This is a genomic window from Limnobaculum eriocheiris (genome assembly GCF_021010575.1).
Taxonomy (GTDB): Bacteria; Pseudomonadota; Gammaproteobacteria; order Enterobacterales; family Enterobacteriaceae; genus Limnobaculum; species Limnobaculum eriocheiris.
In genome coordinates this window covers 15,547-28,174 of record NZ_JAJNAG010000043.1, presented here as the reverse complement: position 1 = coordinate 28,174, position 12,628 = coordinate 15,547, and the positions used below count along the sequence as shown (strand labels likewise).

Annotated in this window: 11 protein-coding genes and 4 tRNA genes; 9 read left to right on the top strand and 6 right to left on the bottom strand. The window is 45.7% G+C overall.

The genetic code is table 11. The annotated features are described in order from the left end of the window. From LPW36_RS14550 to LPW36_RS14530, 5 genes are all read right to left on the bottom strand, one after another. Window positions 1-172 (bottom strand): GTP-binding protein (locus tag LPW36_RS14550; RefSeq protein WP_230610793.1); only part of this gene is annotated, 172 nt, incomplete at its 3' end. A gap of 114 nt (window positions 173-286) precedes the next feature. Next, window positions 287-362 (bottom strand) — tRNA-Thr (locus LPW36_RS14545). A gap of 3 nt (window positions 363-365) precedes the next feature. Beyond that, window positions 366-440: transfer RNA gene (locus LPW36_RS14540), tRNA-Gly, on the bottom strand. Window positions 441-655: 215 nt separating this feature from the next. Beyond that, window positions 656-740, bottom strand: a tRNA-Tyr gene (locus LPW36_RS14535). An 11-nt stretch (window positions 741-751) separates the two neighbouring features. Next, window positions 752-827: transfer RNA gene (locus LPW36_RS14530), tRNA-Thr, on the bottom strand. 363 nt (window positions 828-1,190) lie between these two features. Here LPW36_RS14530 and LPW36_RS14525 point away from each other — a divergent pair. The 7 genes from LPW36_RS14525 to atoC all read left to right on the top strand — a co-directional run bounded on the left by LPW36_RS14525 (window position 1,191) and on the right by atoC (window position 9,356). After that, the gene (locus LPW36_RS14525; RefSeq protein WP_230610788.1) at window positions 1,191-2,759 is read left to right on the top strand and encodes an ABC transporter substrate-binding protein; all 1,569 of its coding nucleotides are present in this window, start codon (window positions 1,191-1,193) and stop codon (window positions 2,757-2,759) included. Beyond that, window positions 2,759-3,727, top strand: coding sequence for an ABC transporter permease (locus LPW36_RS14520; RefSeq protein ID WP_230610786.1), 969 nt, complete (start codon window positions 2,759-2,761; stop codon window positions 3,725-3,727). Before LPW36_RS14525 ends, LPW36_RS14520 begins: the two co-directional genes overlap by 1 nt. Window positions 3,728-3,735: 8 nt before the next feature. Beyond that, complete coding sequence (locus tag LPW36_RS14515; protein WP_268991728.1) at window positions 3,736-4,542, top strand: ABC transporter permease; 807 nt, start codon at window positions 3,736-3,738, stop codon at window positions 4,540-4,542. Next, window positions 4,530-5,333: an ATP-binding cassette domain-containing protein gene (locus LPW36_RS14510; RefSeq protein WP_230610782.1), complete on the top strand. Its 804-nt coding sequence runs from the start codon at window positions 4,530-4,532 to the stop codon at window positions 5,331-5,333. Before LPW36_RS14515 ends, LPW36_RS14510 begins: the two co-directional genes overlap by 13 nt. Continuing rightward, window positions 5,317-5,910, top strand: a complete 594-nt coding sequence (locus LPW36_RS14505; RefSeq protein ID WP_230610780.1) for an ATP-binding cassette domain-containing protein — start codon at window positions 5,317-5,319, stop codon at window positions 5,908-5,910. The genes LPW36_RS14510 and LPW36_RS14505 overlap by 17 nt, the downstream gene beginning before the upstream one ends. A gap of 222 nt (window positions 5,911-6,132) precedes the next feature. After that, window positions 6,133-7,983 carry a two-component system sensor histidine kinase AtoS gene (gene atoS / locus LPW36_RS14500; RefSeq protein WP_230610778.1) on the top strand — a complete coding sequence of 617 codons (1,851 nt, stop codon included), beginning with the start codon at window positions 6,133-6,135 and terminating at the stop codon, window positions 7,981-7,983. Beyond that, window positions 7,980-9,356 (top strand): acetoacetate metabolism transcriptional regulator AtoC, encoded by a 1,377-nt coding sequence (atoC, locus tag LPW36_RS14495; RefSeq protein ID WP_230610776.1) that lies wholly within the window; start codon window positions 7,980-7,982, stop codon window positions 9,354-9,356. The genes atoS and atoC overlap by 4 nt, the downstream gene beginning before the upstream one ends. Before the next feature lie 39 nt (window positions 9,357-9,395). Here the strand turns inward: atoC and LPW36_RS14490 are convergent, their stop codons facing one another. Continuing rightward, a complete protein-coding gene (locus LPW36_RS14490) occupies window positions 9,396-9,779 on the bottom strand; it encodes a hypothetical protein (protein WP_230610774.1) in 384 nt (127 codons plus the stop codon). 208 nt (window positions 9,780-9,987) lie between these two features. Here LPW36_RS14490 and LPW36_RS14485 point away from each other — a divergent pair, with 208 nt between their 5' ends. Next, the gene (locus LPW36_RS14485; RefSeq protein WP_230610773.1) at window positions 9,988-10,995 is read left to right on the top strand and encodes a purine-nucleoside phosphorylase; all 1,008 of its coding nucleotides are present in this window, start codon (window positions 9,988-9,990) and stop codon (window positions 10,993-10,995) included. 973 nt (window positions 10,996-11,968) lie between these two features. Continuing rightward, a complete protein-coding gene (atoD, locus tag LPW36_RS14480) occupies window positions 11,969-12,628 on the top strand; it encodes an acetate CoA-transferase subunit alpha (protein WP_230610771.1) in 660 nt (219 codons plus the stop codon).

Here is a 12,628-nt window from a genome sequence, read left to right as displayed (position 1 = left end):
CTTTTTCTTCTGGTGCGTTATCGATTTGATCGAATGCACGAGCCTGACCACCGTAAGCTTTTGCTAATACGTTGGTGATAGCTGCTGTCAGAGTTGTTTTACCGTGGTCAACGTGGCCGATAGTACCGACGTTTACGTGCGGTTTTGTACGTTCAAATTTTTCTTTAGACATCGATAGTCCCTCTAAAACACGATAGATCGTGGTTAAACCACATTAACCAAGCAAAAGCTTGTAATAGCAGTTCGAGTCAGAAGTTATCAGGGGAATTTACTGTAGAAGGGAAAGTGGTGCTGATAGGCAGATTCGAACTGCCGACCTCACCCTTACCAAGGGTGCGCTCTACCAACTGAGCTATATCAGCATTTGGAGCGGGCAGTGGGAATCGAACCCACATCTTCAGCTTGGAAGGCTGAGGTAATAGCCATTATACGATGCCCGCAGTTCCGAACTCAGTGACCTGGTGCTTCAACACTCTAAACTCGGTGGTGGGGGAAGAATGACATCAGACACTGCGATACACCCGTTGGGTAACTACCTGGTAGTTTTTCTCGCTTTGCTGAGTACTGAACTTCAACTGAAGCTCTTAACTCATCCCCTTTCAGGTGTCTTTTCAGACACTGTATTGATGCCACATCGCGTCAATACAATCAAATATGGTGGCGGGGGAAGGATTCGAACCTTCGAAGTGAATCACGGCAGATTTACAGTCTGCTCCCTTTGGCCGCTCGGGAACCCCGCCCAAAAACTTGATGGTGCCGGCTGCCGGAATCGAACTGGCGACCTACTGATTACAAGTCAGTTGCTCTACCTACTGAGCTAAGCCGGCATCAAGTGCTGCGCATTCTAGGGAGACATGAAGAACGATGCAACAAAAAAATTCACTTTAATGCGCTATCGCTCACTTTTTAATCAAACTTGTCTTTTTTTCATCCACAGCGAGCAGATTATAGTCAATTTTCAGACCTGTACCAGACAAATTTTGACTAGTTATATTCACCTGTTTTCAGGCCTGCGTTTTTTTACCACACATTTTACTCAAATTTCGAGATATCCGATCTAAATCAAAGTGCGAAATTTTCATCCTTGCTATAAAACGCTCCTAAAGTATGAAGTTTTCATTAAAAGTTATGATGAACGTTTTAACGCATCCCAAAATCTATTAATAAAATATCAGGAGCAACGTTATCTCATGAAGTCCGGATTATCCCCTTTTACACTTTGCCTGCTTGCTACTTTAGCCGCAGCACCAGTAGTAGCACAGAGCCATACGTTAAAACTAGCCATTGGTGCAGAACCTTCTGAAGGTTTTGATCCACTGTTGGGCTGGAGCCACGGTAGCTATGTGTTACTTCACAGCCCCTTATTACGGCAGAATGCCGACCTCAGTTGGCAACCGGTACTGGTTGATAGCTATAAGCTGAGTGATGACGGTCTTATCTGGACGATACATCTGAAACCCGATTTAAAATTCTCCGATGGTTCTCCGTTAACGGCTGAGGATGTGGTGTTTTCCTATAATCAGGCAGCGGTTAGTGGTGGTAAAGCCGATATGGGTAGTTTTAAGCAGGCTAAGTCGATTGATAAGCAAACATTAACTATTCAGCTTAAACGTCCTGAAAGCACATTTATCAATGTGCTTGGTGCATTAGGCATAGTCCCACAGGCAAAATATGGCAAAGACTTTGCCCGTCAACCTGTTAGCGCAGGCCCTTACAAACTCACCAGTTTACAGCCGGGACAGCAGCTAATTGTTGAAGCAAACCCTTACTATGCGGGTAAAAAGAGTGACTTCGACAAACTGGTATTTGTTTTTTTGGATCAGGATAGCGCCTATGCGGCTGCCAGCAGCGGCAAACTTGATTTAGTTCGCGTTCCACAGACACTGGCTAATCAGCCAGTGAACAATATGAAACTGCTGGTTCAACCTAGCGTTGAAAACCGTGGCATTATGTTCCCGATGATTCCAGCGGGTAAAAAAGATGCTCAGGGCAATGATATCGGTAATAACGTCACCGCTGATATTGCCATCCGTCAGGCAATTAACTATGCCGTTGACCGCCAGCTTCTGGCGACCCAACTGTTTGATGGATATGCAACTCCGGCTTATACCGCAGTCAAAGGGCTTCCATGGGATAATCCTGAAGCGCAGTTCAAAGATGCTGATGTGGAAAAAGCCCGCCAGATTCTGCAACAGGCGGGGTGGGTTAGCAAAACCCCTGACGGAATTCGCGAGAAAAACGGCATTCCGGCTAAACTTACCCTTTGGTATGCCAGCGGTGACAGCACGCGTCGCGATTTAGCACAGGCGTTTAGCTCAATGCTAAAACCAATAGGCATTGAAGTTACCCTCAAATCAGGCAGTTGGGAAACGGTTGAACGCTATATGCACGCCAATCCAACCCTGTTTGGTTGGGGAAGTCTGGATCCAATGGAACTGTATCATCACTACTCCAGCAAGCTACAAGGAGAGGGCTACTTTAATCCGGGATACTATGCCAATGCCAAAGTAGATAAACATCTGCAACAGGCCATAGCAACCCCGAACTGGCAGGCCGCTATCCCAATATGGCAAAAAGTTGACTGGGACGGAACCACCGGTGTGGGCATTAAAGGCGACGCAGCCTGGGCATGGCTGATTAATCTGAATCATACTTATCTGGTTAACCCCTGCGTTAACTTGGGTCAGGGTGCTCCGGAAGCCCATGGTGATTGGACAGTGCTCAATAATCTTGAGAACTGGAGTTGGACCTGTAAGTAATGCGCCAGTTGCCGTTGCTCAGTTTAAGACTTATCAGCCTGCTGCTTATGGTTGCAGCAGGTACTTTTGTGTTGCTGAGTTTCTCTCCGGTGGACCCAATTCGAGCCTATATCGGTAACGATTTACTGCATGTCCCACCGGAACAATATGCACAAATCGCTGCCCGCTGGGGTTTAGATCAACCTTTGTGGCGGCGCTTTCTTCTCTGGTTAAAACAGCTAATACAGGGCGATCTTGGTTACTCTATGGTGTATAACGCACCGGTTACCGAAGTTATTACCCAGCGATTCCTTACCTCTTTTATGCTACTGGCGTCCGCCTGGATACTTTCCGGCGTATTGGGCATTGCATTAGGACTTATTGCCGGTCGCTACCTTAATCGCTGGCCTGATAGTATTATTCGTACCCTATGTTATCTGTTGTCCTCTCTTCCTACTTTCTGGATTGGTATTCTGTTACTGGCTTTCTTTTCGATAAAGCTGGAGTGGACCCCTATTTGCTGCGCCTGGCCGCCGGGATTAACAGGAAGTGAAGCCACAGTGGCTCAACGTCTTCACCATCTGATTTTGCCCACCATCGCCTTAGGATTATTAGGGGTGGGAAACATTGCTCTGCACACCCGTTCCCGCATTGAAGAAGTAACCCAAAGCGAATTTATCTATTACGCCCACGCGCAAGGTGATAAGGGCTGGTCACTGATTAAGTTTCATATGCTACGTCACGCTCTGACTCCTGCCATCTGTCTGCAATTTGCCTCATTGGGAGAACTGTTGGGAGGTGCGCTGTTAGCCGAGAAGGTGTTTGCCTATCCCGGTTTAGGACAGGCAACCATTGACGCAGGACTGCGTGGGGATGTGCCGCTATTACTGGGCATAGTGCTATTTATCACGCTACTGGTTTTTATTGGCAATACCTGTGCTGCAATATTGCTAAACCGTATTAATGCACCGCTGCGGAGGGTTCAGTGAAAAGCTCAATGAACAAAACGCTGCTCCAACTACTTCTGGCAATGGTGCTACTTGGTATCTTGCTGTTTCTGGGAATTCACAGCAACTATCAGGAAATTACGCTCAATCTGCTTAGTCGCCGCAGTGCCCCCTCTCTGCAATTTTGGTTTGGCACCGATAATTTAGGTCGAGACCTGTGGCTACGCTGCTTGCAAGGGATGATGACCAGCATACAAATCGGTTTTATCACTGCATTATGCAGTGGCTTACTGGCACTGGTTATTGCCACTCTCAGTCAGCTAAACAAAACCATGGATTATCTTATCCGCACACTGATTGATACGTTTATTGCCTTACCTCACCTACTGCTATTGATTCTGATCTGCTTTACCTTTGGCGGAGGAAAATGGGGCGTGATTATTGCCGTCTCGCTGACCCACTGGCCAAAGCTGGCGCTGATTTTGCGCTCAGAACTCTTACGAATCGGGCAGGCTGACTACATTTTACTGGCACAGCGCATCGGCCTTAGCCGCTGGCAATGCTGCTATAAACACTATCTGCCGTTGCTGTTACCTCAGCTTCTGGTGGGGTCACTGCTCATTTTCCCTCATGCCGTACTGCATAGCGCCGGGCTCAGCTTTCTTGGGTTTGGGCTTGAACCTCATGAACCTTCACTGGGATTACTGTTATCCGATGCCCTGCGTTATTTAAGCAGCGGGGACTGGTGGCTGGCGGTTTATCCGGGCCTAACGTTGGTCATTCTGGTTCTGACTATCGATCAATTAGCCCGCAGCCTGCAAAAAATCTGGCTAAGGAAATTATCATGTTACAACTAAAAAACCTTGAATTGTCCTGCGCCAAAGAACGCTGGTTTCGCCCGCCGGTCTGGAACTCAATTTTGCATGACATCAATCTGAAGGTGCAAGCAAGAGAGCTGGTGGCACTGGTTGGTGGAAGCGGGGAAGGTAAAAGTTTATTGCTGCAAAGCATTTTAGGATTACTGCCTTCCACCATGCGTTCATCCGGTCAGATTTTAATTGATGACTGTATTATCAACGCCGCCCAACAGCAGACCCTTAGGGGAAATACCCTGGGTTATATTCCACAGAGTGTCAGCGCCCTAAACCCTCTGGTTCAAACAGGAAAACAGATTCAACGGGCGACGAAACTCAGTGGAAAAACGCCGTCTTATCAAACGATTTTGCAACAATTACAACAGTATAATTTGCCGGAGAAGTTACTGGAGCAATATCCATTATCACTTTCCGGCGGTATGGCAAAACGCGTTTTAGTGAGCTGCGCCACTCTGAGTCAGGCTCGCTTTATTCTGGCGGATGAAGTTACCGCCTGGCTGGATAACCATCATGCAGAAATTTTACTCAGCCACCTGAAAAGCTTATGCCAACAAGGGCGTGGTGTGTTGTGGATCACCCACGACTTACATCTGGCGGCTAATTTTGCCGATCGTATTGCCGTTTTACATCAGGGTACGATTAAAGAAGTAATTCACTCCAGTGCACTACGTCATGGTGGCGGTAGCTCATGGCTACAATCACTGTGGCAGGCACTACCAGAACAGCATTTTATTCATACTCCGGAGCCGCTTTATCATGCTGCAAACGCATAATTTAAGCATCACCCAGGGAGAAACCACTCTTTGGTCTGATCTTAACTTATCAGTATCCCCTACAGAGCGGCTGGGTATTTTCGCCCCCAGCGGATATGGTAAAACCACATTGGGCAGAGTACTGGCCGGCTGGCAGCAACCAACAAAGGGCCATATCACATTAGATAATCTACCATTACCCCTCAAAGGCTACTGTCCGGTGCAATTGGTTCCACAGCACCCTGAACGCACATTTAATCCCGCCAGAACCACTGGTGCGGCTTTGCATGACGTTTGGCAACCGGAAAATGAATGGCTGGAAGCATTAGCGATTGACCCGGAACTATTAAAACGCTATCCGTCTGAAGTTTCCGGCGGTGAGCTGGCTCGTATTGCCCTTCTCAGAGCGCTGGCTCCAAAAACACGGTTTCTGATTGCTGATGAAATCACCGCCCAACTGGACCCGCTTATCCAGGCTCAAACCTGGCGTTTCATTTTGCAACAGAGCCAACAGCGCAAACTGGGTATGGTAATTATTAGTCACAGTAAAGCACTGTTAGATCAGGTGTGTACACAGGTCTGGCAATCTGAGGCATAACCCATTTTTTCACTAACGGGCTATTCAATTATGGCGCAGTTAGATCCTTATCGATAACTTTTAAAATTTCACCCCGTTACTATTACCTGCTGTAGGATACGTCTCACATTTTGAAACAGTGCCTCTTGTGCCATTTGTTCGAAGAACTATAGTCAGCCCAACGCTCTGGCTACAGCTTAATGGCCAGAAGACATGCAATTAATCTCTAAGGAACCGACTTCGATGTCTTCCCCTTTTTTGGACTACAAACGGTTCATTCAACTATTTCGACCACACACCCTACGCAGTAAAATGATGGTGTTGGCAATTGTTATGGTTTCGCTACCTACGTTGGTTATTGGCTATCTGGTTGAAACCGAAGGTCGGGATGCGCTGCTACAGGAAAAAAAGATTAAATTATCTGCCGTTACTCAACTGCTGGATGATGCGCTGAAAGATTCATTTAAACTTTATCCGGACCTGCCTCGTGACCAGCGCATAGCCGCTCTGAATAAGCAACTGGCACCCGTCACCGACACCATAACCAAAGCGTTTTCCGGCGTAGGTGCCGGTTATTATAATCGGGAACTGGATGCCATTATTACCTATGGTCCACAAGCACTACATGGCAATGCAGTCGGCGTTACTATCAAGCAGGACCATCCCGGGCGAGATGTAATGGCTACCGGAGAACCTCTCGTTCGTTGGGGATCGCAGGTTCGGGGCAACATCATGAACTCGATGATCCCAATTAAACGGGACGATCAGGTTATTGGCTATATCTGGGCCAATGAACTCTCCAATGATATTGCACGTCAGGCATTAGCCATGGACCTAAAAATTATTGCCGTAATCTGTATTGGTATGCTGTTTAGTATCTGGATGATTGTGGTTTTTTCCCGCCGATTTGCTTCCGATATCGATACTATTAAGTCGGGCTTAAATGAGCTTCCCCTGAATCTGAAAACGCAAATTCCCCCAATGAAAGGGGAAATGGGAGAGATATCCGATAGCGTAAACTCACTCTCCCGGGCACTAAGAGAGGCGAAAACGCTAAACGAATTGATCATTGAAAGCGCTGCTGATGGTGTGATATCCGTGGATATCGAAGGCTGTGTCACCATGATGAACCCGGCAGCAGAAGAGATTACCGGTTATCGCCAGAAAGAGTTAATCGGCAAGCCCTACGCCGAAATATTTGAAAACACTAACTTCTTTAGTCCGGTGCTCGATACTCTGGTCCATAATATTGAGCACGTAGCGCTGGAAGTGGACTATCCCGGCAAAAATCGCACCATACAAATCAGCGTCAGCACCAGTCAGTTGCGTAATGCACAAGGAGATACCGTTGGTGCACTGGTTATTTTCACTGATTTAACCGCCAAGAAAGAGGTTCAGCGCCGCATCGAGCAGGCAGAACGTCTGGCAACACTTGGGGAACTAATGGCTGGCGTGGCCCATGAAGTGCGTAATCCGTTAACCGCTATCAGTGGCTTTGTCCAAATATTAAAAGACAGTGAAACCGACCCACAGAGACTGGAATATACTCAAATCATTCTGAAAGAAGTGCATTCCATCAACAAAGTTATCCAACAACTGTTAGACTTCGCTCGCCCAAGGCCCAGCCTGTACCAGAAAATCAATTTAAACCAGGTTATTAATCAAAGTCTGATTCTGGTGAAAACTAAAGGGGTCGAGGCCAGAATTGATTTTGAGGTTCAACTCGAAGAGCCGTTGTCAGATATTGAAGCTGATGGAGAATTGTTAAAACAGGTATTACTCAATCTGTTGATTAACGCCGTACAATCTATCGCTGCCCGGGGTGAAATTACTATCACGACCAAAGCACTATCGCCGGACTGGCAGGAAATCACTATTTCCGATAACGGTTGTGGTATTAGCGACGAAATAAAAACTAAAATATTTGATCCGTTTTATACCACTAAACCATCGGGTACCGGGCTCGGTTTATCAATCAGCCACCGAATTATTACTGCTCACGATGGGGATATTACGCTGACAAGTCAGCTTAATCAGGGCACTACCTTTACCATTGTATTACCGGTTAAGCATAGCGAAGGAAACCCACAATGAAAAAATCCTACCGTATTCTAATCGTTGATGATGAAGAGAGCGTTCGTCGCATGCTCACCACGGTATTTACCCGTGACGGACACCAGCCCATCTGCGCAGAGGATGGTCAGCAGGCGTTAGAACTCTTTGAACAACAAACGCCAGATATTGTACTGATGGATATTCGCATGCCAAAGCTAAATGGTATGGAAGCACTACAGGTGATGCGGCAAACCCACCAGAGCATACCGGTAATCTTAATGACCGCCTATGCTGCAGTAGAAACCGCAGTAGAGGCATTGCGTCTGGGAGCGTTTGATTATGTCATTAAGCCTTTCGATCTCGATGAACTGAAAATGATGATTGGCCGCGCCATGCAGCTACGGGAAATGAAGCAGGAGATTAATCTGCTCCACCGCGCGCTGTCCGACAGCTACCAGTGGGATCGTATTCTAACCAATAGCCCGAAAATGATGGAGTTATGCAAAGACACAGCAAAAATAGCCCAGAGTAATGCCAGCGTGCTGATTACCGGAGAGAGCGGTACCGGCAAAGAATTAATTGCCAAAGCCATTCACTACAACAGCTCTCGTGCCAAAGGCCCTTTCATTAAAATTAACTGTGGTGCACTACCGGAATCATTACTGGAGAGTGAACTGTTCGGTCATGAAAAAGGGGCGTTTACTGGAGCCCAAACGCAGCGTCAGGGGCTGTTTGAACGGGCCAACCAAGGGACCCTACTCTTAGATGAAGTGGGTGAAATGCCCCATAACTTACAGGTAAAACTGCTACGTGTTTTACAGGAGCGCGAGTTTGAACGATTAGGGGGAAGCCAGACGATTAAAACCGATATTCGCCTGATTGCTGCCACTAACCGTAATCTGGCGGCAATGGTAGAACAAGGGGAGTTTCGTCAGGACTTATTCTATCGTCTGAATGTTATACATCTTTCGCCTATTCCCCTGCGTGAACGCCCGGAAGATATTGCTTTGTTAGCACAGCACTTTGTACAAAAATTCAGTGCAGAAAACAGTAAAGAGATCGTAGAGCTGGACCCCAGCACTTTAGCAATTCTTGAAAACTATCCATGGCCTGGAAACGTCAGGGAGCTCTCCAACGCCATTGAACGAGCGGTAATCATGAGTACCGGATTTATTATTTTCCCTGATGAGCTACCGGAACATCTACAACAGCAGCTCAACGTTCCCCATATCAGCGAAACGGTACACACCCTGATAGGGCATTCGCTAAAAGAAAATCTGAAAGCTTATGAACGTGAGCTGATTTGTACTGCGCTGGCTAACCATCAGGGAAACCGGGTTCAGACAGCCAGAACATTGGGGATAAGTCGTCGTGCACTAATGTATAAACTACAAGAATATCGAATTGACTAAAGCCGCATCAGTTTATGTTATTACCGGTTTTCGGACCGGTTACTCGCTTTCCTCGCAGCGCGCTTTCAAATAAGCGTTCAATTGCGCTGTTGAGTTTTTAAAACCACTGCCAAACAATGATAAACATGTTTTATCTAACTGGCTTTCAGCATTTTTCCTTCTGCGGTTTAGCAATAGAAAATAACCCGCCATTGCCACAGTAAATACCATCATTGGTATATCCCAAACGCTGCCGAATACCAGTAAGTAAGCCACGATAGCAATACTGAGAATAAAGATAATGACGATTTTGCGTAACGAGCCATTAAGCGTTTGATAATCCTCTAATAAGGAGGCTATTTGCTCCCGGGTTAGAGAGTGTCCCTCTGTTGGCTGTTTTATTGTTTTTTCTGCCATGCTCACCACTTTGCCTGATGTTTCCATTGCCACTTTTCAGCAAAAAATAGGGTAACAGTTTAACCCAAACCCGGGGCTGGAGAAATGAGAACACTCGCCTGATGCAGGAAAACCACAACATGGCTGGCGGATGAAGAAAATTATTTCCACAAATGAACAATAACGGCTGGTTTTTTTATTTATGAATAGGGAAAATAGCGCAAACGATTACGTTAGCCATAACAGGAAATAAGTGATGCTTAAAAAGAGTGTGTATTCATTGTTTTTTCTTCCCCTTTTCATCTCTGGTCAGGCGTTAGCCAACGAAGCCCCAATTAAAGTAAAAGTGTTCGTCGGCTCTATGTTTGAAATCGGTCAAAATACCGGCGATAAAGCCGGAGAGTTCCAGTACTGGTATGAGAAATATTTTAAAAATAGCCAACCAATCACGGTTAAAGGCGCTGCATCACCGGTTTTTTGTAACGACGATGGCGTTTGCGGCTCCGTATTAGGCATGGGCAAAGTGGCCTCTTCCTCCTCGGTTCAGGCTATTTTGCTAAACCCACAATTTGATATGTCACAAACTTATTTCATGATTAATGGTGTTGCCGGTACCCCGCCATCGCGCGGAACCATTGGTGACGTAAGTTGGGGGTCATGGGCCATTGATTACGATCTGGGCCACCGCTGGGCACCAGAGGAAGGTTTGCACGATGGCCAAACTTTTATGCCGCGTAAAGGCTACGAAAAGATTCGCAGCTATCAACTCAACCCAACGCTGGTCTCCTGGGCGATAAAAGTTACAGGACAAACTAAGCTATTGGATTCTGAAGGCGCACAGAAATACCGCCAGCGTTACCCTGATGCAAACGCCAGACGTGCACCAAAGGTCCTGATCGGTACTCATATGACCGGAGATACTTTCTTCCACGGTCCGGGTATGTCAAAAGAGGCTCAGTACATTGCTAAGTTGTACGGTGCTGATGACTATCTGGTAACAGAAATGGAAATTGCCGCCATCACTCAGGTAATTGCCCGCACTCAAGGCACAACTCAACGTATCTTTAGCTTACGCGGTTCAGTCAATTTCGATCAGGGCAACCCTAACGAAACAACCCTGGAGCATTTAGACCCCGCTCCGGGCCAGACTGCCGGTGGCTTTAAAGAAACCGTAGAGAACATTGCCACCGTGGGTGGTGAAATGACAGACTACATCGTTGCCCATTGGGATACATGGCAAAATGGCGTACCGCCGCTGAAGTAATCTTTCTTATAAGGGCTGCAACCATGGCAGCCCTTTTTACTATCCGAATGCCCTTTAAACCAGAATAAATTGGTCCATACTCAACTGCTCACGAAGTACATCAGCCAACAGTATTGAGTTATTTCCACCATAATTTACCATCACGCCTTGTTCGGTCATCGTGATATCTTTGAATAAATCTTCTACGCGAGTTAACCCTGCAACACCAATCAGACTTTCAGATAAACCCCGAAATGAATAATTTATTACCGTTAAAGAATGATTAAGTAATTCTACTGATTATTTACTGCGATAACTTTTAATGTCAAAGATAGCCATATCGCTTTCCCCTTGCATTAAAATATAAATAAATTAAATAGTTATCTATATTTATAATAGAAACGCACTATTCACACGAGAAACTAATAATTATTTTTATTATTAATTAAATGAAAATATAATGAGCTAACTTAATAATAGAATAGAACCATTGGCAAAAATAAAAATAGATAGATATTACAAAAGCATATCTCAATAATAATCAGCTGAAAATAATCCATTAATAAGCCATTTACAGAGCAAGTTTAAAAAAATAATTAAGTCTGGCTGGCGCAACCAATAATAAAGTTAACTTAATGAAATCATTGAAAAAACAAATAGCATAAAATGAAACGAAATCCTGGCTTATGCCAGATATGATTTAATAACTCATCAGCTTTATCTCTCAGCTTCATACCGAAATAGCTAATTCAGTCGTTGTTACTCGTTGGCGGTGAAACAAAAGGTGCACACCTGTGCAAATAATTGCACACCTCACCTTGTTAATTTTGACTACCACCTCGTTTCAGCTCACCACCAAAATTAAAATAATCAATTGATTACTAATAACTAATTTTAATAAAGTGCAAAAAACTGCATAAAAACCATAACTGGCACACCCCTTGCAATTCCTTATGTGAGTCCTTCTTCGGACGTCAAAATATAAGGAATAATTATGAAAAATAAACATATTGATATACAGCAGGCTGCTGAATATTTTCGTGATGGAATGTCTATCATGGTTGGCGGTTTCATGGGTGTGGGGACACCGCCGCGTCTGGTCGAGGCCCTCCTTAATTCAGGTGTAAAAGATTTAACTATCATTGCTAACGATACAGCATTTGTTGATACCGGCATTGGCCCATTAATCGTTAACGGCAGAGTGAAAAAAGTTATTGCTTCACACATCGGTACCAACCCGGAAACCGGTCGCCGCATGATTGCCGGAGAAATGGACGTTGAACTGGTTCCTCAGGGGACTCTGATTGAACGGATCCGTTGCGGTGGTGCTGGCCTTGGCGGTTTCTTAACCCCTACCGGTGTTGGTACCGTAGTCGAAGAAGGCAAACAAAAACTGACTATCGACGGTGTTGAATATCTTCTGGAACTCCCTCTGCGTGCCGATTTAGCGTTAATTCAATCCCATATCGCTGACCATCAGGGCAACCTGGTTTATCAGTTAACCACGCGTAACTTTAACCCGATCATCGCGCTGGCCGCAGATGTGGTTATTGCTGAACCGGATAGTCTGGTGGCCGTGGGTGATATCGCTCCAGACCACGTAATGACGCCTGGTGCATTAATCGATCACATTGTTTATCCAAAGGAGAGCTAA